This is a genomic window from Kribbella sp. NPDC050470, from assembly GCF_044458365.1.
Classification (GTDB): domain Bacteria; phylum Actinomycetota; class Actinomycetes; order Propionibacteriales; family Kribbellaceae; genus Kribbella.
On sequence record NZ_JBITHV010000007.1, the window covers coordinates 359,523 to 380,004 of the forward strand.

Sequence of the window (20,482 nt, forward strand, 5' to 3'; positions counted from 1 at the left end):
ACTCCGGTCGACCATCATGGGTGACCTTGCCAACCCGGAAGGACCGAGTCGTGAGTGCATTACGGACACGGGGCCTGATCGGTGCGACGCTCGTCGTGGCTGTACTCGGAGTCACCGCCGCCTGCGGTGACGAGAGCGCCACGTCCCCGCCCGCCGCCCAGCCCACGGATACCCCGACCACCCCTTCGTCGCCCACCCCCAGCGGCACCCCGAGCATGGACTGCCCCGACACCATCGCGGCAGTGCGTGCGGCCACCGACAAGGTCGTCTGGGGCAAGGGCGCCGCCAAGTCCCTGTTCAACCCGGTCAGCGTGGCGGTCTGCCAGTACGACGCCAAGGCGTCCGGGCAGGACTACGCGACCGTCAGCACGAAGCGCAACGCCAAGCAGGCCGCGGAGCTGTTCGCTCTGGTGAACGCTCCGAAGCCGGTCGCCAAGAAGCCGGGCTACTGCACGCAGGAGCTCGGCCCGACGTACGTGCTGCGGTTCACCGACAACGACCGTGGCGTCCTCTCCTACACAGTCGAGGCCTACGGCTGCCGCCGCCTGGTGGCGACCTCCCTGGAGGGCCAGGGCAAGCCCGGCGAACTGCCGGCGCCCCGCCAGGTGACACCCGAGCTGATCAAGTCGCTCGGCCTGCGCTGACCCTGCCCGGACGCGCCCCCCGAAGCCGTCCGGACCGGGTCAACCCGCGCCTGCCTTGCGGGTCTCCTCCCTGGGTTGACCCGCAAGGCAGGTGGCGGCTCCTCGCCATCTGTTGCAAGCTGCAGCATGCGAGTGTTCCGGTTGCTGTGTGCGCTGCTGCTCGTCAGCACCGCCTGCTCCTCGCCGGCGGCGTCTCCCACGGCTCCATGCATCAGCGGCTTCACCTGTACGACGCTGAGCGTGCCACTCGGCGCTGGCGATCAGACCCTGAAGCTGGCCGTGGCCGCAGCCGACAACGTCGATGCGCCACGCGGTGTCCTGCTGATGCTCACTGGTGGCCCAGGCCAACCAGGTGTCTCCCTGCTACCGCGGGTCCGTACCAACCTGCACCCGGACCTGCTGCGCGAGTACAGGCTCGTCATGTTCGACCAACGCGGCACCGGGTCCGCTGGCATCAATTGCCCTTCACTGCAAGCAGCTGTGGGTGGTTCGGACTTCCTGGCTGCGCCGGCCGGGACTGTCGAGGACTGTGCGCAGCGGATCGGCCCAGGGCTTGGGTACTACGGCACGCCGGACACGGTCGAGGACATCGAGCGGCTGCGCCAGCACCTCGGCGTCGAGCGGCTGACGCTCAACGGGACGTCGTACGGGAGCTTCACGGCGGCGCAGTACGGGCTGAAATACCCGGACCGGGTTGCCTCGATCGTGTTGGACTCGGTCGTGCCGCACAAGGGGTTCGACCCGCTCAGCGTCGACCTCATGGCTGCTACAGGCTCCGTGCTCCGCGCTACCTGCCGACAGGACCCCGCATGTACGACGGACCCGGTGGCCGACCTGGCGTGGTTGGTTCGGCATGGGCCGGTCGACGGCACGAGCCTGTTGGAGAGCATGTCGATCTCCAGCCTCAACTCGGTCAACCCGTCGCTGAAGGGGATCCCGGCGATGCTGCACGCCGCCCGCAACGGGGACGACGCGGGCCTGAAGGAGTTCGTCCAGACCGTCACCAGCAGGAACATCGCGTACGACGAGTTGTCCGCCGGGCTGCACCTGGCCACGCTGTGCGCCGACTTGCACGTCACCAAGGCCAGTGTCGAGTCCGAACTGACGAAGCTGGATCCGGCAAAGCTGTATCCGTACGACGTGGAGACGTCACGCAACCAGCTGATCGTCGACGGGTGCTCCCGGTGGCCGGCTGCGCGGATGTCGACATATCCGGCGGCTGACAAGCTGATGCCGCGGACGCTGATCCTGCACGGCACCAACGACCTGTTCTGCCCGGTGGAGTGGGCGCGGTGGGAGCAGGAGCACGCACAGTCGGCGCGGCTCGTCGTCGTACCCGGAAGTGGACACGGCGTGCAGCGGGATCCGCGCGGCAAGGAGGAGGCCCGGGCTTTTTTGCTGGGCTGAGACTCGACTGTGTGTGATTGGTTGCAGCACCCTGAGCCACTCGATGCGTCTAATAGGTGTGAGGTGTTGTACGCCCAGCCGGGGAGTGGCGAGTGGAGTTCGAGGAGTACGTGTCCGCACGCGGACAGGAACTGGTGCGGCTCGGTTTCACCGTCTCCGGCGACTACCAGCGAGCAGAGGACCTGGCGCAGATCGCGCTGATGCAGGCGTTCCGGTCGTGGCGGAAGGTTCGGAAGGCAGACGACCCGCACCACTACGTCCGGCGGATCCTGATCAACGCGTACCTGTCGATGACGCGGCGACGGTCGTTCACCGAGTCACCGGCCGCCGAGATCGACGCGGAGCGCACGGTTCCCGACCACGCCACCGAGGTCGCGAACTCGGACGCGCTGTGGCGAGCGCTCGCTGAGTTGTCGGCGCGGGAGCGAGTCGTGCTGGTGCTGCGCTACTACCAGGACCTGGACGACCACACGATCGCCGAGGTGCTCGGCATCAAACCGTCCTCCGTCCGGGCGACCGCCAGCAGGGCGCTCGCCACGCTACGGACGACAAGGCAGTCCCACCATGTGTGATGAGAGGTTGTCGTGAGCAACACCGATCTCGAGGATGACCTGCGGGGTACCTTCGACCGTGCCGCGGCCTCGGTGCCGCAGGCCACCGGTCTGACCGAGCGCGCGACCACGGGCGCCCGGCAGGCCCAGCGTCGTACCTGGATCGTCTCCGGCGCCGCAGCGGTAGCAGTGGCCGCCATCGCCGTCGTCGGGTTCAGCCTGGCGGGCGGGAACTCACCAGTGCAACTGCCGGTCGCCGGCGGCGAGGCGTCTGTCGCCACGCCGTCCGTGCAGCCGCCGCCGTCGGCCGAGAGCGTGGCCGGCACGTGGCGTCCGGTCCAGATGGCCGGGCTCACTTCGCTGAAGACGGAGCGGCCCGACGACCCGGTGATCGAGTTCCTCGCGAACGGGACGTGGACCGGCTCGGACGGCTGCAACGGGCTGCAGGGGACATACACGATCGGTCAGCGTGGTGAGTTCACCGCGAAGGCCGGGCCGCAGCGGCTGGTCGGCTGCGACAACGTGCCGCATACCGCCGTACTGCAGGGTGCCAAGCGGATCACGCTCGACGCCGACACACTGAAGTTCTTCGGCGCCGACGGGCGCGAACTTGCGAGTTACGCTCGCGCACGGTAGTCGGAATTGCTCGCTTTCGGTGATCAGGCCTTGACTGAGCGGAGTCACTGACTGGACCATGGAGACGGCCGTCCACCGATTTGGGGAGCTACGTGCGACTCTCAGTTACCGTCCCGCTGCTCACACTCGGCTCAGTGTCACTCTTCGCGGTCGGCTTGACGGCGTCCGGGGCTGCCCCGGCCGCCGCGGCGCGGTGCTCACACGCGGAGCCCAGCGTGAGCTCGGTGCAGTCCCAGCGGCTGGCGCAACCGACGTCCGCGTCGGACCCGCGGCCGCTCGGTGAGAGCCTCGGCGACGGCATCAGCCTGGCCGTCCGGTCCCTCGAGCCGGTGGATGCCACCGGGCGGCCGACGTCCGGCCTGCCGTATGGGTTGAGCCAAGGTGTGATCGGCGTGGTCGGATCGGCGTCGACCGGCTACAAGGTCGTGGTGGACACCTCGATGGTGGACACCCGCAGGTATGAGGCCGCGATGAACCGCAACGTCCCCGCGGCCGGCAAGCAGATGGTCCGGGTCGAACGCAGCTGCCGATCGGCCCGCGCGATCGCCGACGCCTGGAACACGGTGGGCGCCCGGTCGTGGTCGGGCGACGCCACGCGGACCACGTTCGCCGCCGATCTCGACCCGGTCAGCGAGGACATCGTCGTCGAGTACGACAAGGAGACGACGTCCGGCGAATCGTTGGAGGGCCTGCGCGGGCTGTCCGGCGTACGGCTGGTGGAGAGCTCACTAGCGCGGACGTCCCGGCTCAACGACACCCCGAAGGGCGGTCACTGGGGCGGAGCGCGGATCACGTCGGCGCTGAAGAACTGCACTGCCGGCTTCTCCGTCGTACGGCGGTCCAACGGCCAGCGCGGATCGGTGACCGCCGGACACTGCGGCGGCGTCGGCACGCTGTGGAAGTCGGGCAGCCACTACTACGGCACCACCTCGGTCCGCACGAACTACCCCGACTACGACCAGGCCCTGCTCACCGGCAGCACGTACGGCGCCAAGATCTGGACCGACGGCCCCGGCGACTCGGCCGACACCCGCACGGTGAAGGGCGGCGGCGACCCCGGCGTCGGCACGGTCGTCTGCCAGTCCGGCAGCTTCAGTACGTCGCTCTGCGGCATCACGGTCCGCTCGACGTCAGCGAAGTACTGCGACACCGACGGCTGCACGACGTACGTGATCCGGGCCACCCGCGGCGGCAAGATCGCGATCATCGGCGGCGACTCCGGCGGCCCGGTCTACACCGGCCGCGGCTCCACCGGCGCCACTATCCGCGGCACCACCTTCGCCGGCTCCGGCTGCGCCTCCTCCCGCTGCACCACCCTCTACGCCGAGCGCTACGCCTCCATCTCCGGCCACCTCGGCGTCTCAGCCCTCACCGGCTAGGTCCACACCGCCAGAATCACCGCGATCACGAGGATGCTGACGGCGTGGTAGCCGGCCGTGATCCCGATCCACGTTTGCGGCTCGGGCTTCCGCGGATCGAAGAACCCGGTGACGTACAGTGCCGGCGCCACGAGCAACAGGCCCGCCACCAGGCCGAGCACCACACCCTCGCCGAACGTATCCGTCACGGTCGCCTCGGCCACCATCGCCAGCGCCACCGTCGACACGAGGCAGGTGATCGCCGGTACGACGTACATCACCGCCGGCGTCGCCCGCTCCGCGTCCGCCTCGGTCCACCCAATCGCCTCCTGCCACTGCTTGCCAAAGGCAACCGGGGCGTACCACAACCCACCGATCCCGAAGTACACCACCGCGCTCACGACCACCGCGAGCCAGTTCAAGTCCCCCAGCACACCAAAACTCATGATGCCTCCCCCACGAACCACCCCATCCCCGCAGCGTGCGCCCACCCCACCCCCGTGTCCAGCGCTCACCCTCCGCACACGAAGATGAGCCCCACCCCCAAGTTCCGCTACGCTGTCCCCGTCTGTCCGCCCCCGTAGCTCAGGGGATAGAGCGTCGGTTTCCTAAACCGTGCGTCGCAGGTTCGAATCCTGCCGGGGGCACCTATCGGTGCTGATGGAAATGCTTGATCGAGCATCCAGGCCGCGGCCGGGAAAACGCCGGGCTAGGGTGACCGTCGTGTCCGTGTACGACGAACTGGAACGGCTGCTGGTCACCGGGTCCTGGCGTGAGCTGGTGCCATATCTGGACGCCCCGGCGACCAGCCAAACCGGCAAGGAAACTCGAGCGTGGTACCGGTCGCGTCGGGCTCACTGGACCGGGGAAGTCCACTACCCCGAGTTCGATCTCGCCGCCTGTCTCCGCGCCCTCGCGGTCGCGCTGGCGAAGCCGGAGCAGGCGGCGAGGTGGCTGTCGAAGCTCGCGTCGGACTGGCGTCCCGGTCCCGCTGACGAGTTGCTGGTCGAGCTCGCTTCCCGCCGCGGCCGGGACTGGTGTGTGGCATTCCTCGAGACCGCGTCCACGGTGGCGAAGGGCGACGGGTTCCTTTCTGCGTGGATTGCGCGACTCGCGCGGCCGCTGATCGCGGCCGGTCTGGCCGACCTGCCGACCGGCCCGGCCTTTGCCAAATCCTGGGCCGAACTGCACGCGCTGGCAGCGTCGGAGATGAAGTGGGCGCTGTGGCGGCAAGAGCGTCACGGTACGCCGGAACCGCTGCCCACCGGATCACTCGTCGAGGAGTTGCGCGCTGACCCCGTCCTGCCCGAAGCCCTGTCAGCCGCGCTGGCCGGCCCGGGCGTGATCGGGATTCTGGAGCGGCACGCCGTACCGTCGTGGGAGCTCGGTCCAGCCGTCGCCGAACTGGTCGCCGATAGCCACCTCGACCGGTCCCGCGTTCTGGCCGACGCCTTTGTCGCATTGACTCGCCAGGACACTCCCAGCACCCAGAAGGGCATCGCGAAGCTGCTGGCAGCACTCGACCTGAAAGGTCCGGACCTCGCCGATCGCATGCCGTTGGTCCAGGGGTTGCTGGCGACCAGCCACGGATCGGTGACCGCCGTGCTGTTGCCCGCAGCGGTCGAAACCGCTCACGCCGACGACCTCCCCGACCTCGCGGCCACGATCTTCGCGCGTCCGGAGAAGGCCCAGAAGACCGTGCTGCTCAAGGCGTTGACCGGGCCGCATGCGGTCGACCGGTGGGGATCCGACGCGGTGACGATCGCGCTCAAGGTCGCGGCCGACGTACCCGACCAGGCGCTCGCGGACCGAGCCGCCAAAGCGCTGACCGCACTCGGAGTCGCCCAGGAAACCAACGCAGAGGCTCCGCCGTGCGATCTGTGGACCGCTCCCCTGCCGGTGGACGACACCGGGCCGGCCGCCAAGATCGAGCCGGATGAGCCTGGTCTGGCCGCTGCTCTGTCGCGGATCATCAGATCGATCACGGCTGCGGACGGCGCGGTCTTCTGGGACGCGATCGTCCGCTGGGCTGCCAGATCGCCTCATGAGGTGCGCTACTGGGCCTGGTCCGCACATCAGAGCCTCGGCGACGGAGTGCGCCCGCCGTCGGCGCTGTGGGCGGTGGTCACCGCGGCCGATGTGACCGCGAAGACCCACCTGACCTTGTGCGACAAGATCGCGAACGGCGTCCATGCGCCGACCGACTGGGAGATCGCCGGCCTGTCCCTGACCGGTGCGGTCCACGAGATCTTCGCGAGCGAGACGACCCTCAGACTCGGCACGATCCCGTACCTGCTGAGCACCCCGACACAGTGGAACGGCCTGCTCTCCTTCGACACCCTCGTGGACCGTCTCAAAGGCTATGGCCGCACGTCGGCAGGCCCGACGGATCTCTTCCTCGCGCTACTCCGCCTCGAACCCACACGACCCGAACACACAACCCAACTCGACGGATTGTCACTCGACCTGTGGTCTCCAGGATCCCGGTGGCGTACGGCGAAACACACCGTAGATGCGGTCGACCTGCTGCGACAGTGGATCGAAGGCGGCGGCCTCCCGAAGCTCGTGGCTCGGCATGACGGAGCCACCGTGACCGTCGAACCGGTCCGGCTTCCGATCGACATCGGCCTCATCCCAGGCATCCCGGCCGGGCTCCTCGACGGTCACACGAGCGGTACCCATCGCGAGTACCACGAGTGGGCGATCCGAGCCGACACCGGATTCGGGATCGTCCCGGCCTGGCCGGATCTGTTGGCCGCCAAGACGCAGACGCAGTACGACCAAGCCGCGCGGCACCCACCTCGCTGGTTGCCGATGATGGCGCACGCGCCCGGCCCCGGCCTCGCTGTCCAGCATGACATCGCGGCCACGCTGTGCCACGCCGACGAGGATCGACGGCTCCTCGCCGTCGAAGCAGCGCTGGCGCTGATGGGCCGCAGTCGGTGGGACAGCACGGCGTACACCGAGTGTTGTCTGCATCTCCTCGATGACGGCTTACTGCGTCTCGGTCGCCTTGGCCACTCGTGGGAGCAGCTGATTCTCGCGGGTGGCCTGCAACCACTCTGGCCGACCGCGATGACCGTGCTTGGCAAGGCTTCGGTGCTCGAGCGGAAGCCCCCTGGGCTGGCGGAGCTGTACGGCATACTGCGTCGCTACGTCGGTGCGGTCCCCGATCCACAGATCCCCGAATCCGTCCTGGAGCTGGCGGCATCGAAGGGTAGTAGCAAGGCGCGGGTGGAGGCAGCCGCCTTTGTGGCAGCAGCCGCACGGGGAGACGGCAGAGCGTGACGATCGAGGCCGGTTACCGCACTGATTCGACACTCGTCCGGCGTACCGATCGCAGCGCACTGCTGGAACTCGAGACAGCGCTCGGTGCGACTCCCGGCGGGCTCGTCGAGCAGCCGCGGTTCTTCAGCGGAATGCTGGCGCGGCCGGACGTGACCGCGGCCGGCATCCTGGCGGTCGCCGACGTGGCCAACAGCCGGTACTTCGACGCGGGTCTCGTCCACCGCCTCAGCAATCTCGATCCCGTGGTCACCGCGTCGGGCGACCGGCTGCGATTCGAGGCGTTCTCACTCTGCAACGGAGTCCATGCCCGGCTCGATCTGCTTGCCGACGGCATCGACTCGGGCGAGGTCGCGCACGGGACCACCAACGTGGACATCAACCAGCCGCTGCGCACCGCACTCGCCGGAGTCGGCGGCACCGAGCTCGTCCACCTCGACGTCGGAACCGAAGGCCTCTCAGTGGCGACGCTCGACGCGACCCATCACGAACGGAAGGTCGATCTCCCGGACCGATGGATCAGGGGCTTCGCCGAGACGCCCGTGCTCGCCGCGCGGATGACGCAGCGGGCCGAGCTCGCCGGATCGGCGGCGGCTCGATGGCTCGCCGCATTGCCCAAGTCCGCGCCGGGTCCGTCGTACCACCTGCTCCCGGCGCCAGGCGGATTGCGACAGTCGACCCGGCCATCGCCTGGGTCCGTGCATCTTGCCGGAGCCGCGCGGCTGGGAGCGTCGGCGCGGGTCGCGCGCTTCACGCACCGCCTGCGCGTGTTCGGGTCCGACGATCACGCCAGCGCGTGGGTGTTCGAACTGCCGGGCGCGCGGTTGACGCTGCTGCTTTCCCCAGAACCGTACCGAGGCTTCTCGGGTGAAGGGGGCCTGCTGACCACCTTGACGGCGCCTTCGGCCGGGTCCGCTGCCGCCCGGCTACTCGAACATCTCGCCTGGCAGCCGGACATCGATCGCGATCGGCTGGCGGCGACGACGGATCTTTCCCTCGCGGACGTCGATGCGGGCATCGGCTTTCTGGCCGTGTCCGGCAAGGTGGGCTACGACCTCCACGAGAGCACCTGGTTCCACCGAGAGTTGCCGTGGGACAGCGAACGGATCGAGCGTGACAACCCTCGACTGAAGGACGCCCGCCAACTACTGCAGGACCGAGCCGTCGCACCATCCGCCAACGGCTGGTCGATCACCTCCGGCAACCACCGTCACTGGGTCAAGGGCGATCCGTACACCTGCACCTGCCTGTGGTGGGCCAAGTACCACGGCCAACGCGGCCCCTGCAAACACGTCCTGGCAGTCACCCTGTACGTCCAGACGCAGCAGCACTAGCAGGTCACTCGCCGAACAAGAGTGGAGCGGTGCCGGGTTCCAGGGCGTGGCGGAAGTGGACGGGGTCGGGGAAGGTGGTTGGGACCTTGCCCAGGCCTTGGATGATCGTGGTGGGGCCGGTTGCGTGGCCGATGGCGTACAGGTAGCCGGACTGGGTTTCCTTGTCGATGCCGAGTAGCAGGGTGCCGTACTGGCCGCATTTCTCGGCGATCAGGGCGTCGAAGGCCTGCCACGTGGAGGCGCGGACCCGCTTCACGACCGGCTTCATCGGCGAGGTCAGGGGAAGCCGGATCGTGTAGAGGGCGCCGCCGCGCGTGGTGGCCAGGAAGGTGTCGTACGTCGAGGTCTGGCTGATCAGCGCCATCGTCTTGACTGCCGAGAAGCCACCCGCGGACTGCGGGTTGGTCCAGCCGAACCCGCCTCTGGAATCCCACCGGGTGAGCGTGCCGTCTCCGCGCAGCGAGTAGTGGTTGACGAGGGCAAAGGGGTTCGTGTCGTACGGGTAGCTCGTCTCGAGGAAGGTGACGTCGCCCCAGCCGCCACCGATCCGGGAGTTGAGGGCCTGCGACCGGTCGACCTCGCCGTCCTCCGTGAGCAGGTAGAAGCTGCTGTACAGCCCAGCGCCGATGACCACGTGGCCGTGGTAGCCGCCGCCGAAGTTGGGGATCTCCGGGTCATTGACGATCAGACTGCTCAACCTGGGCTGGCCGTCGGGGTAGATATCGGTGTACCGCGGCTTCTGCTGCACCGTTGGTGGCGAACCGGCAGTGATCACCCGGGCCGTGTGGTCACCACCGGCGGTCACCGATCCGACCTTGACGGAACAACCAGCCGACACCTGCGCCGGCGCAGACGTCCCCGCTTGTGCGGGACCAGGGGTGAATCCGACCACCAGACATGCGGCAACAGCCGCCTTACTCAATCGACCGGACATACCCAGCCCCTCGGATCGCAGTACGAAGTAGCACTCCTGCCTACCTCGATACACATCAGCCCCGGAAAGTTGCTGCGTCCGAACAGCGGGAGGCGAAGGTGGCGATTGGGGCGGCTACGGCCGATGGGTTTGTGGTTACTGAGAAGTGGTCGCCGTTGGTGAGGGTGGTCTCCTCGTGGTCGGGGAAGAGGGCGTGGAGGAAGGCTCTGGTTGCGGGGTTGAGCGGGTTTTCTGAGGCGGCGCTCCAGGAGAGGACTGGGCTGGTGATGGTTGCCGCCTGGTCGGGGTCGAAGGTCCAGTCGACCAGGGCGGAGGCTTCGGTCTCGATGAAGGTTGCCGCGTCTCTGATGCCCTGGTCGATGACGCCGGGTCCTGCGGCCTTCGTCGCCGTGCGCCAGTCCAAGCCGGTCGGCTCGAAGAGGGCGTCGAAGGCGCCGGCAACGTCCCCTGCCTGGTAGTGCCCTGCCATCGCCTCGAACGCCGGCCCAAGGATTCCCAGCAGGTCCGCGAAGTTGCTCGCGGCCAGCCAACTGCTCGACGGCAGCGGCTCGAGCAGTGCCAGGGATCGCACCCGATCCGGGTAGGAGGATGCGAGTACGAGCGCGATCATCGCGCCCTCGGAGTGACCCACCAGGTGTGCCCGGTCCACCCCGAGGTGGTCCAGCAGGGCTACGACGTCGGCCGCCTGCAGGTCGAACCCGCCGGCCGGTCCGCCGCTCTCGCCGTACCCGCGCCGGTGGTAGCGGATCCGCTGGAATTCGCTGAACGCCGGCTGCTCGGCCAACGGGCGAAGGAAGTCGGCCCAGATGGCGCCGTGGATGAACAGCACCGGTTCCCCCTCGCCTTGGACGTGGTAGGCCAACTCGGTGCCGTTCACGGTTGTCGTCTTCATCAGAACTCCCTGGTTTCGTAGGACGGCTTCTGATTCGAGACTGGCCGACCGTGCCACCGCAGGGATCGGCATTGGCTGCCACCCTGGATCCGAGGGTGTGGGTACAACTACCCAACTCCGATGGGCCGGGGGCATGCTGATGCCATGGATGCCATGGATGCCGTGGCCACGGCACACCTGGCCCACGCACGGGAGCTGCACCGGACCTCCCGGTGGGAGGCGGCGTGCGTCGAGTACGCCGCTGCAGACGCCGAAGAGCCGCTCACCGTCCAGGATCTGGAAGCGTTCGCAGAGGCAGCCCAGGTCTCCGCCCGGGGCGATGAGGCGGTCGCCCTCCTGCACCGGGTGTTCGACCTCCGAGTCAGTGCCGGCGAACCTGCAGCCGCAGCGCAGGTCGCGTTCTGGTTGTGGTGGGTGCTCCTGAACACCAACGAGGTCGTCCAGGCGAACGGCTGGCTGCAGCAGACGAGCCGCACCTTGGGTCCCGAAACGGCCGCCAGCCTGTGGCTCCGGATCCCTGAGGCAATGTTCCACGCCGCGACGGGCCAACACGGTCGCGCTGAAGAGCTGCTGAGCGCGATCGTCGACGAAGGTCAGGGCGAGGTGATCCCGTGGGCCTTGAGCATGTTGGGTCAGACCTTGATCGACGAGGGACGGCTGCAGGACGGGCTGGATCGCCTGGAGGAGGCGATGGCCCTCAACACCGGCCTGTCGCCACGCGTCACGCCGTGGATCTACTGCGCCGCCGTCCGCGGGTGCTGTCTGGCCCGCGACTTCGCTCGCGCCCGAGCCTGGAACCGGTCGATGGCCAGGTGGCTCGATTCGCTGAGCAGCCTCGGCGGCGCGTACCTCGGGAACTGCCGCATCTATCGCTCACGGTTGATGTGTCTCAACGGTGCCTGGCCAGCGGCGGTCGACGAGATCGCCGCGGTCTGTGACGACCTCGACGGCTACACAGGTTGGGTTTGCGGGCACGCGTACTACCAGCTCGGTGAGGTACGACGGCTCCGTGGCGAGTGGAATGCCGCCGAAGATGCCTACCGCCGCGCGGCGGAACACGGCTGCCTGACGCAGCCTGGACTCGCCCTCCTCAGACTCGCCGAAGGTGACGTCGACGCCGCGTCGGCCGGCGTACGGCGAGCGCTGGCCGAGGTGACTGCGGCGCCCGATCGCCTGGACCTGCTGAAAGCGGCGGTCGCCATCCACCTCGAGGAAGGGAACATCGAGGCGGCCCGGGATGCCGTGACCGAGTTCGAGGGGATCACGCGAGGGCTGACGACGCCGGCCATCGAGGCCGAGATGTCCGCCGTCAGCGGCGCGCTGGCCCTCGCCCATGGTGATCCCGCAAGCGCATTGCCACTCCTCCGGCGGGCCGCCGCCACCTGGCAGGAGCAGGGTGCCCCGCACGAGACGGCCAAGGTGAACGTCCTGATCGGCCAGGCGTGCCGCGCGCTCGCTGACCATGACGGTGCGCGGCTCGAGTTCGCAGCGGCCCGGGAGACGTTCGAACGGCTCGGCGCGCGTCCGGATCTGGCTCAGCTGAACAGGATTGTCGCCGCCACGGACGCCGACGCCCACGGGCTCACTCGACGCGAGATCGAGGTCCTCCGCCTCATCGCCCGAGGCAAGGCGAATCGTGCGATCGCCAACGAGCTGCACCTCAGCGAGCGCACGGTCCATCGCCACGTGTCCAACATCTTCACCAAGCTCGACGTCGACTCGCGTACCGCCGCCGTCGCGTACGGGATCACCCACCGCATCGTCGAGACAGGCACCCTCTGACCGGAGACTTGAAGGACTCGACGGTTGGCGCGGGGTTAGAGGCGTGAGACGGTGGGGTGGTGGGGAGCGCTCTGCTGATCATCGGTGGTCTAGTGGGGCTGTTGGGTGGGGCTGAACTGCTGGTCCGGGGTGGGACAGGGCTGGCGCTGCGGTTGGGGATTGCTCCGATCGTGGTCGGGGTGACTGTGGTGTCGCTGGGCACCAGCATGCCGGAGTTGGCGATCGGGATTGACGCTGCGCGACAGGGCAGTGCTGGGCTCGCGGTCGGCAACATCGTGGGGACGAACCTGGTCAATCTGTTGTTGATTCTCGGGTTGAGTGCCCTGATTGCGCCGATCGCGCTGGACACCCGCACGGTGCGGTTCGACCTGCCCTGTATGACTGCGGCGTCGGTGGTGCTGCTGGTTGTGGCGCTCGATGGGACCCTCGGGACGCTGGACGGTGTCGTGCTCCTGGTTCTCGGAGTCGGTTACACGCTGGGCGTACTGCGCACCGGCCGGCAAGAATCGCCGGCAGTCCAGGAGGAGTACCAGGCCGACTACGAGGCGAAGAAGGCGCGGCCCTGGGTGCACCTCGTGAGCCTGCTGGTGGGGATCGTCGTCATCGTTGTCGGCGCGACGCTGCTCGTCGACGGGGCGGTCGATGCCGCCAGGGCCTTCGGGGTGAGCGATGCGGTCATCGGACTGACGATCATCGCGATCGGTACGTCGGCTCCCGAGCTGGTCACCACGATCTTGTCGACGATCCGTGGGAACCGGGACATCGCCCTCGGCAACCTTCTGGGATCGAGCGTCTACAACATCGCGATCATCCTCGGCGTCACGATCCTTGCAGCGCCCGGCGCCGTACAGGTCCCTGACGAGATCCTCGGCGGGGACCTCCTGCTGATGGTCGGCGCGGCGGTCGCGTGCGTGCCGGTGTTCCTGTCGGGACGCCGGATCACCCGCGCCGAAGGCGGTGTGTTCGTCGCGGCGTACGTCGCCTACCTCACCTGGCTGCTCATCTCCCAGTAACGCTGACGTCCACTGGACTTCGGTGCCTTGAGCACCGACAGTGGAGCCATCGCGCGCTGCGCGAGTGGGGGGAAGGCACAATTTCATGGTTGATCTACGTGGGGTGGGATCAGCGATGCCGCGGCTCCTGAAGGACTGGGAGCGCACTGTCGCCATCGCCGTCGGCATCGTGACGCTGAGCGCGGCTTTGCTGACGTACGTCGCAGTCCGCCAGGACGACGCGGCCGCGGAAGCACGCGGTCAGGCCACACTGGAAACGCTGCAGGTACAGCGGCAGCGGTCCGTGGCCAGCATCCGGGTGGAGGCCGAGTCCAGCGCGGCCAGTCGCTACCGGCGGTCGCTCGCTGAGGCGGAGGCCATGGAGGCGCAGGCGACAGCCGCAGCGGCCGCCGGCCAGCAAGCGCGAGCCGCGCAACTGCGGGCGGAGGCGCTCGTACTGCGCAGTGTGGCCGACGCATACCGTGAGACGACGTTCGACGTCACACGCCTGAGCGGTACGACGGCGTCCGCCAGCTACGACACCGAGCGCCGACTCGAGACGATCAAGGGCTACGAGGCGTTCGAAGCCCTGCAGCCCGACCAGCCCGCGGCCACTGCCGAGGTCGCCGATGCCCGGCACGCGCAGAGCATCCGCACGATGCTGTCAGTCGTCGCACTGCTCCTGCTCGTCCTGCTGCTGACGGTCGGTCGGGTACTGCGTCCGCGGTGGCGCACACCGGTGCTGGCAACGGCCGCGATCGTCTTCGTGATCGCGACGGCCGGCGCCGGCCTCAACGCCACCGTCGGCGGCTGAGCGAACGGAGCCTGCCCATGCCTGTTCCCGAAGCCCAGATCGAGCTCCCGGACATCGACGTACTCGACACTCCGTTCAAGAAGGCAATCGCTTGTTCTGCAGCGCTTCTGGTGCTGCTCGGCAGCCTGCTCGCCCTGGCTGCGAGCCGAGCGGGCGAGCACGAGCGGAACCTGTCGGCGCATGCGCAGGAGACCTCGATCACCTCGCTCGCCCAGTACGGCGCTGCCTACGTGGAGATCTCCAAACTTGCGGCCAGCGACGGCGAGGTCCGCTCGCTGCGCCAGCGGGCCGAGTTGGCACGGTTCGCGTCCTCGCTGACCGGGACGGACACCTACACGACCGCGGCGCAGATGTGGGACAAGTCGTCGCAGGCGCTCGCCGACCTCGCGGTGACGGAGACGGGCTCGACGCACTTCGAGGACGTGAACCGGCAGGCCTCAGATCGCCTTCTGGAGCCGCGGGTCACCGCGCTCCGAGCCGACGCCGAACGGGAGACCGCCACGGCCTGGGGCACCAAGTCGGACCGCTACGTCCTCGGCATCACCTTGCTCGCGGTTGCCCTTTCCTTGTTGGGACTTTCGCTCACGCTGGCCCCGGGAACCCGGAACCTGGTGGTCGTCCCCGCGCTCGTGATCGCAGGCTTCGCGGTCCTGGTCAGCGTCATCGCGGCGAGCCAACACCCGTTCGTCACACCCGACGCGGCGGTCGTCGCGCTGGCCGAGGGCGACAAGCGGATGTGGCTGCGCCAGTACGACGGCGCCGTCGACTCGTACACGGAGGCGATCCGGCTGCGCGGCGACTACACGCAGGCGTACCGCGCCCGCGCGACCGCGATCGTGCTCGCCGGCAGCCCGGAGAACGCCGCCTACGTCTTCACCACGGTCGACGAGAAATCACGGCTCCGTTCGATCGCCGACCTGGACCGGGCGCTGGAGCTCAGCCCGGTCCCCGACCACCTCTCGCTCGTCAACCAGGGCGCGAATCTCTTCCACGTACGGCGCTACGCCGCGTCCGAGGTGCTGACGCGCAGAGCGCTGGAATCGAACGATCGCCTACCGCTGCCGTGGGCGAACCTCGGTCTCGTCCAAGCGGCCCAAGGCGATGAGGCCGAGGCGCGAGCGTCGTACGGCGAAATGATCCGCCGGACAGCGGAGCGGCCGGACCCGCTCGAGCAGGCCGAGTTGTATGCCAGCTCGCGCACCACGCTGGAGATCCTGGCCGTCAAGGAGCCGGACCGGAAGGAGCTGGTGCAGAAGCTGCAAGGGATGCTCGTTGCCGCACAGGCGGAGCAGTTCTCCCCCGGACCAAACCCGGCCGGCGCGGACGCGGCGATCTCCGCGCTGAAGCTGACCGCCATCGGTTGGTCCGTCGGGGCGACGTACCAGAGCACAAATCTCCCCGCGAAGTCACGGATCTCCTGGATCGGCTACTTCCGGCCGAGGTCCGGCGATCCTTGGCAACAGCGGTCCACTCTGGTCGCGACCGATCGGGTCGTTGCCGGGCAGCCGGGCCAGCGGTACTTCATGGACAGCGGCTGCCCGGGGCGTGGTGAGTACCGCCTCGATGCCTGGCTCGACGACCGGTTGCTGGCCTCTGCCACGGTTTCGAGCACTCCCAGCGGAACGACGTCCTTCGTCGGGTCCTACGACTCGTCAGGTCGCATCTCGGCCTGCCGACCGCCCGGTTGGGACCTCGACGACAGCGTGCCGGGGCGGATCCGGCTGTCCGCCCCGGGCGCTGCCATCGAGAGGTTGACCGTACGCTCGGCGCCGCTCCCGGCCGAGTTGCTCGGCCAAGCCGTGCCAGGCGTGATCGACACCGCGCTGAACACCGAGTCCCTGTGTACGAGCCTTGGCAAGCCGACCGCGCAGGCCCCCTTCGCGCTGGGTGGTGTCAACGGCGTGTTCCGCCAGTACAAGCAGCAGAACGGCGATCGTGCCGTCTGGTGCTGGGCTGGGGTCGGCGCAGACAACTCGGTGCGCACAGTGGTCGCCCAGTACGAGGACAAGGCAACGTCCAGGGGTCTCATGGGCGACCTGCTGACCCGCCTCTACTTCGACGTCCGCCGGCCCTGATTCACGCAGGTACGGCGACGGTCGCGAGCGCAGCCGTCAGTCGTTGCAGGTGAGACTCGGGCGCCTCGAGGAGCGGGCGACGTACGGTCGCGGAAGGGATGATGCCCAACTCGGCGAGGGCGGCCTTGGCCATGACGGCGCCTCCGGACGTACGCATGATGGCGTCGGCCAACGGGAGCAGGTCACGTTGGATCGCCTGCGCCTCGTCGAGGTTGTTGGCGCGGATCGCCCGGATGAGGTCGGCATTGCGGTTGGCAACTATGTTGCCGACGACGCTGACCACGCCAGTCGCTCCGGAGGCGAGGTAAGGCAGGTTGAGCTCGTCGATTCCGCAGTAGTAGGCCAGCGACGTCCGGGCCATCACGTTCATCGCTTCGAACAGGTCGCCCTTGGCGTCCTTGACCGCCCGGATCTGCGGGTGGCCGGCGAGCTCGATCAGCGTCGGGGCCTCCATCGCGATACCTGCTCGCGCGGGTACGTCGTACAGCATGACGGGCAACGCAGTCGCGTCGGCCACGGCCACGCAGTGGGCGACCACACCGGCCTGGCTGGGACGGGAGTAGTAGGGGCAGACGAGGAGCAGCGCGTCCGCACCGGCGGCTTCGGCTGCCCGGGCACGGTCGATGCTGGCGGCGGTGTCGTAGGTGCCGACGCCGGCGATGACCTTGGCTCGCTTGTCGGTCTGGGTCGCTACGGCGCGGACGAGGTCGGCCGACTCGGTGTCGGTGAGGGTCGGTGCCTCGCCGGTCGTGCCGCCGACGACGAGGCCGTCGCAGCCGGTGGCGAGGAGGTGGTCGACGAGGCTGGTGAGGCCGAGTTCGCTGATCGTGCCGTCGGGGTTCATCGGGGTCACGAGGGCGACGAGGTTCGCGCCGAAGAGTTGGTCGGTCATGGTTCGATCCTGGCGCGGACGATTGATGTGGTCCAGCGATGCTTTTTTGGCGATATTGCTTAATCTGTCTTCATGATCGACGTGGGAGCCCTGCAGGCGTTGCGGTCGGTGGCCGCGCTTGGGACGCTGGCGCGTGCGGCCGATGAGCTCGGGTTCACCGCGTCGGCGGTGTCGCAGCAGATCAAACGGCTGGAGCGTCAGGTGGGCGTGCCGGTGCTTGCGCCGGCCGGTCGCGGGGTCGTGCTGACGCCGGCTGGACAGGCGATCGTCGACTCCGCGCCGGAGGTGTTCCAGGCGTTGGAGCGCTGTGCGGAGGCGGCCCAGTCGGTCGCGGAGGGCTCGCCGCGTGGCGTTCTGCGAGTCGTCGCCTTCTCCACGGCCATCCGCGGTCTGCTCGCGCCCACGCTCCAGCAATTGTCCGTGCGCTGCCCGGACCTCCAGGTGCACCTCACCGAGCAAGACCCGGATGAGGCGCTGCGCAGTGTCGATGCGGGGACAGCGGACCTCGCTCTCATCCATGACGCCGATGGGATTCCGGCCGTGGTGCCACCCTCGCTTACCCAGCGCGGGTTGCACACCGACGTCGGCGACGTGGTCATGCATCGGACGCATCCGCTCGCGCGCCTTGACTCGCCTCTCACCGGTGCTGACCTTGCTGGCCAGGCCTGGGTGACGAGTCCGCCTGGGACGGTGTGCCACCAGTGGTTCCGGCGGCTGTTCGCCGACGTTGCCGAGGATCCCGACGTACGCCATCTGGTCGATGATTTCGGCACCCAGTTGGCGCTCATTGCCTCGGGCAACGTCATCGCGTTGATCCCCCGCCTGGCCCGCCCACCGCTCGGCTCCGACCTGGTCGCCCGCCCGCTCCGCCGCCCGCCGAAGCGCGAAGTCCACGCCGCCTGGCGCCGCAGCGCCAACACCAGCCCGGCGATCCAGGCGGTGCTCGCCGAGCTGTCCGCCTCAGGACGCTAGGGCCGGTTCGCGGCGATGGCGGTGTCGATCGCCGTACGGGCGCGGTCGAGGACCTTGGGGTTGCCGAAGAGGACGTGGTAGTAGTTCGCCAGCTCCACGGCCGCAGTCAGGTCGAAGACGAGTTGAGGTACGTCGGTGGAGCGCTTGAGCTGCCCGCGTTCCCGGGCCACGGCGGCGAAGGACTCGAGCAGCTCCGTCCAGCCCTGCTGGTCCGAGGCGACGGCGTCGTGAGCCGCCGTACCGGAACGGGCGTCGAACTCCGCGAGCATGCCGGCGAAGAAGCAGCCGCCGGGGAAGACGCGTCGCTCGATGTAGGAGAGGTAGGACGCGCAGATCTGCTCCAGCTGCGGGAGACCCTCGTCGGCGGCCAGGGCCGGCTGGATCACCTCGCGCTCGAAGATGTCCCGGGCCGCCTGGATGATGTCCAGCTCGAGCTGCTGCTTCGACCCGAAGTGCGCGTACAGGCCGCTCTTGCTCACCCCGGCCTCCTCGGCGAGCCGGCCGAGGGTGAGCGTGCTCAGGCCTTCGATCGAGGCGAGGCGGACGGCCGTCTCGAGGATGGCGGCGTACGTCTGCTCGCCGTCGGAGCGCCGGAGGCGGTTCACTCTTGACAAGGTAGCACGACCGTGCCATCTATGAGATAGACAGCACGGTCGTGCTGTCTATCGGGAGGGTTCAGATGTACGACGTGATCGTGGTCGGGGCGAGTATCGCGGGATCAACGGCGGCGACCCTGCTCGGACGGGCCGGCCTGCGGGTCGCGCTCGTGGAGAAGCATCACCGCATCGACAGCTTCAAGGTGCTGTGCACACATCATGTGATGGCCTGTGCGACTCCGACGATCCGGCGACTCGGCCTCGACCGGACGATCGAGGCGGCCGGTGGGATCCGGAACGGGCTCGACTGCTACACGCCGTGGGGGTGGGTGGTCGCTCCACCGGGCAGTCCGCACGGGTACAGCATTCGCCGGGCGAAGCTCGACCCGATGGTCCGGGCGTTGGCCGCCGGCACGAGCGGTGTCGACCTGATGCTGGGGCAGCGGGTGTGCGGGCTGCTCGACGATGGTGGCGTCCGGGTTCGGGGCGATGACGGCAGCGAGCGGTCCGTGTCCGGGCGGCTCGTGGTCGGCGCGGACGGCGTGAACTCGGTCGTCGCGCGGCTCGCCGGCACCGAACAGCGGGTGGCGGCGAACGAGCGGTTCATCTACTTCGCCGAGTTCACCGGTGTTCGGCTGACGTCGGGCTCGAGGACGCAGATCTGGTTGCACGAGCCCGGGATCGCCTACGCCATGCCGAACGAGGACGGCGTCACTGTGCTGGCGTCGATGCCGGTCAAGGCAGCACTTCCGGCGTACCGCTCCGATCGGGAGTCCGCGCTGCTGGCCGACCTGCGCCGGCTGCCGGATGCTCCGGTTTTCGAAGCAGCCCACCGCAGCTCACCGATCGTCGGTGCCACCGACTGCGCACTCATCACCCGCTCCGCGGTGCCGCGTCCTGATGTCGCTCTCATCGGTGATGCAGCGATGACCTCGGACCCGTCCCAGGGGGTCGGGTGCGGGTGGGCGTTCCAGACCGCGGAGTGGCTGGCCGACGCAGTCACACCGGCGCTGCTCGACGGCAGCCCGATCGAGCCGGCGCTTCGCCAGTACGTACGGCGTCGCAAGGCGCTGACCGGCCACCAGTCGACCATCGAGGACCAGGCGAAGGCCGGCCCGCCGACGCCTGTCGACCGGTTGCTGCTCGGGGCCGCCGTACGGGACGAGCGGACCGCGGCGCACATGCTTGCCTTCGTCAACCGAACCATCGGTCTTCGGCAACTGCTGGCGCCGGCGGCGATCGCGCGGGCTGCCTGGGTGATGGTCCGGGTGCCTAGTGGTACGTGAGGTTGGTGATCAGGGCGGCCAGGGGAGGCGGT

At 68.7% G+C, this 20,482-nt stretch carries 18 protein-coding genes and 1 tRNA gene; 14 read left to right on the forward strand and 5 right to left on the reverse strand.

Features of this window, described 5'->3' with window-relative positions:
- Positions 1-50: 50 nt before the first annotated feature.
- The 5 genes from ACIBGM_RS22805 (at position 51) to ACIBGM_RS22825 (ending at position 4,617) form a co-directional block, all read left to right on the forward strand.
- The gene (locus ACIBGM_RS22805) at positions 51-644 is read left to right on the forward strand and encodes a hypothetical protein (protein ID WP_360532503.1); all 594 of its coding nucleotides are present in this window, start codon (positions 51-53) and stop codon (positions 642-644) included.
- Positions 645-770: 126 nt separating this feature from the next.
- Positions 771-2,051 (forward strand): alpha/beta hydrolase, encoded by a 1,281-nt coding sequence (locus ACIBGM_RS22810; protein ID WP_360532506.1) that lies wholly within the window; start codon positions 771-773, stop codon positions 2,049-2,051.
- Between the two features lie 92 nt (positions 2,052-2,143).
- Positions 2,144-2,623: a SigE family RNA polymerase sigma factor gene (locus ACIBGM_RS22815; RefSeq protein WP_360532509.1), complete on the forward strand. Its 480-nt coding sequence runs from the start codon at positions 2,144-2,146 to the stop codon at positions 2,621-2,623.
- A gap of 12 nt (positions 2,624-2,635) precedes the next feature.
- Positions 2,636-3,238, forward strand: coding sequence for an META domain-containing protein (locus ACIBGM_RS22820; protein WP_360532512.1), 603 nt, complete (start codon positions 2,636-2,638; stop codon positions 3,236-3,238).
- Positions 3,239-3,453: 215 nt separating this feature from the next.
- Complete coding sequence (locus ACIBGM_RS22825) at positions 3,454-4,617, forward strand: hypothetical protein (RefSeq protein ID WP_360532515.1); 1,164 nt, start codon at positions 3,454-3,456, stop codon at positions 4,615-4,617.
- On the opposite strand, the gene ACIBGM_RS22830 is transcribed toward ACIBGM_RS22825, so the two are convergent.
- Positions 4,614-5,042: a DUF1761 domain-containing protein gene (locus tag ACIBGM_RS22830; protein ID WP_360532518.1), complete on the reverse strand. Its 429-nt coding sequence runs from the start codon at positions 5,040-5,042 to the stop codon at positions 4,614-4,616. The two genes, ACIBGM_RS22825 and ACIBGM_RS22830, sit on opposite strands and share 4 nt — an antisense overlap.
- Positions 5,043-5,170: 128 nt before the next feature.
- Between ACIBGM_RS22830 and ACIBGM_RS22835 the strand changes: the two genes are divergently transcribed.
- From ACIBGM_RS22835 to ACIBGM_RS22845, 3 genes are all read left to right on the forward strand, one after another.
- Positions 5,171-5,243: transfer RNA gene (locus ACIBGM_RS22835), tRNA-Arg, on the forward strand.
- A 76-nt stretch (positions 5,244-5,319) separates the two neighbouring features.
- Positions 5,320-7,884, forward strand: coding sequence for a hypothetical protein (locus ACIBGM_RS22840; RefSeq protein ID WP_360532521.1), 2,565 nt, complete (start codon positions 5,320-5,322; stop codon positions 7,882-7,884).
- Positions 7,881-9,215 (forward strand): SWIM zinc finger family protein, encoded by a 1,335-nt coding sequence (locus ACIBGM_RS22845; RefSeq protein WP_360532524.1) that lies wholly within the window; start codon positions 7,881-7,883, stop codon positions 9,213-9,215. Before ACIBGM_RS22840 ends, ACIBGM_RS22845 begins: the two co-directional genes overlap by 4 nt.
- A 4-nt stretch (positions 9,216-9,219) precedes the next feature.
- Here ACIBGM_RS22845 and ACIBGM_RS22850 read toward each other — a convergent pair whose 3' ends face one another.
- Entirely contained in the window at positions 9,220-10,020 is an 801-nt protein-coding gene (locus ACIBGM_RS22850) for a hypothetical protein (RefSeq protein WP_360532527.1), read from the reverse strand.
- Between the two features lie 184 nt (positions 10,021-10,204).
- Positions 10,205-11,041, reverse strand: a complete 837-nt coding sequence (locus ACIBGM_RS22855) for an alpha/beta fold hydrolase (RefSeq protein ID WP_396386694.1) — start codon at positions 11,039-11,041, stop codon at positions 10,205-10,207.
- A gap of 144 nt (positions 11,042-11,185) precedes the next feature.
- On the opposite strand from ACIBGM_RS22855, the gene ACIBGM_RS22860 reads away from it, so the two are divergent.
- From ACIBGM_RS22860 to ACIBGM_RS22875, 4 genes are all read left to right on the forward strand, one after another.
- Complete coding sequence (locus ACIBGM_RS22860) at positions 11,186-12,823, forward strand: LuxR C-terminal-related transcriptional regulator (RefSeq protein ID WP_396386695.1); 1,638 nt, start codon at positions 11,186-11,188, stop codon at positions 12,821-12,823.
- 59 nt (positions 12,824-12,882) lie between these two features.
- Positions 12,883-13,836 (forward strand): calcium/sodium antiporter, encoded by a 954-nt coding sequence (locus ACIBGM_RS22865; protein ID WP_360532536.1) that lies wholly within the window; start codon positions 12,883-12,885, stop codon positions 13,834-13,836.
- Positions 13,837-13,951: 115 nt separating this feature from the next.
- Entirely contained in the window at positions 13,952-14,629 is a 678-nt protein-coding gene (locus tag ACIBGM_RS22870) for a hypothetical protein (RefSeq protein ID WP_360532539.1), read from the forward strand.
- A 17-nt stretch (positions 14,630-14,646) separates the two neighbouring features.
- Positions 14,647-16,704, forward strand: coding sequence for a tetratricopeptide repeat protein (locus tag ACIBGM_RS22875; protein ID WP_396386696.1), 2,058 nt, complete (start codon positions 14,647-14,649; stop codon positions 16,702-16,704).
- 1 nt (position 16,705) lies between these two features.
- On the opposite strand, the gene dapA is transcribed toward ACIBGM_RS22875, so the two are convergent.
- Entirely contained in the window at positions 16,706-17,596 is an 891-nt protein-coding gene (gene dapA / locus ACIBGM_RS22880; protein WP_360532545.1) for a 4-hydroxy-tetrahydrodipicolinate synthase, read from the reverse strand.
- 72 nt (positions 17,597-17,668) lie between these two features.
- Here dapA and ACIBGM_RS22885 point away from each other — a divergent pair, with 72 nt between their 5' ends.
- Complete coding sequence (locus ACIBGM_RS22885) at positions 17,669-18,568, forward strand: LysR family transcriptional regulator (RefSeq protein WP_396386697.1); 900 nt, start codon at positions 17,669-17,671, stop codon at positions 18,566-18,568.
- On the opposite strand, the gene ACIBGM_RS22890 is transcribed toward ACIBGM_RS22885, so the two are convergent.
- Positions 18,565-19,173 carry a TetR/AcrR family transcriptional regulator gene (locus ACIBGM_RS22890; protein ID WP_396386698.1) on the reverse strand — a complete coding sequence of 203 codons (609 nt, stop codon included), beginning with the start codon at positions 19,171-19,173 and terminating at the stop codon, positions 18,565-18,567. The two genes, ACIBGM_RS22885 and ACIBGM_RS22890, sit on opposite strands and share 4 nt — an antisense overlap.
- Positions 19,174-19,247: 74 nt before the next feature.
- Between ACIBGM_RS22890 and ACIBGM_RS22895 the strand changes: the two genes are divergently transcribed.
- On the forward strand, positions 19,248-20,450 hold the full coding sequence (locus ACIBGM_RS22895) for an NAD(P)/FAD-dependent oxidoreductase (protein ID WP_396386699.1): 1,203 nt from the start codon (positions 19,248-19,250) through the stop codon (positions 20,448-20,450).
- Positions 20,451-20,482 lie beyond the last annotated feature (32 nt).